1 protein-coding gene is annotated in these 228 nt (G+C 46.1%); it reads left to right on the plus strand.

Going from position 1 to position 228, the window contains the following annotated elements; translation table 11 throughout:
* Positions 1-228 (plus strand): Hsp70 family protein (locus A3766_RS10575; protein ID WP_156508866.1); only part of this gene is annotated, 228 nt, incomplete at both ends.

Genomic DNA, 228 nt, shown 5'->3' on the forward strand with positions numbered 1-228 from the left:
AAGCAAGCGGCTCAGAACAAATCTTTGGGACGTTTCGACTTGTCAGATATTCCTGCGGGCCCTCGTGGTATGCCTCAGATCGAAGTGACTTTTGACATCGATGCAAACGGTATCTTGAACGTATCGGCGAAAGACAAGGCGACAGGTAAAGAGCAGTCTATCGTGATTAAAGCTTCTTCTGGTCTATCTGATGATGAAGTCGAGCAAATGGTAAATGATGCAGAAGCA

The organism is Oleiphilus sp. HI0132 (genome assembly GCF_001635845.1).